1 protein-coding gene is annotated in these 215 nt (G+C 65.6%); it reads right to left on the reverse strand.

Translation table 11 applies throughout. The annotated features are described in order from the left end of the window. Nucleotides 1-215: transposase (locus tag ACH65_RS19285; protein WP_161805631.1), on the reverse strand; the 215-nt coding region annotated here is incomplete at both ends.

The raw sequence follows: 215 nt of genomic DNA on the forward strand, positions 1-215 counted from the left end.
CCAAGTGAACCTGGCGAAACGCCCGGAGCGTGCGATGGGCCGGAAAGTTGTCCGCGCCCAGCACCCGGAAGGCCACGTCCTGCTCCAGTGACCGAGCGATCTTGCGCGAGGAAAACACCCCACTGGCATAGGCGTACACCAGCACCTTGACCATCATCGCCGGATCGAACGGCTGGCGCCGTCGTCCATCGCCCGCATAGCGCGCATGGAAGGCG

It is taken from the genome of Frateuria defendens (assembly GCF_001182895.1).
GTDB lineage: Bacteria > Pseudomonadota > Gammaproteobacteria > Xanthomonadales > Rhodanobacteraceae > Frateuria_B > Frateuria_B defendens.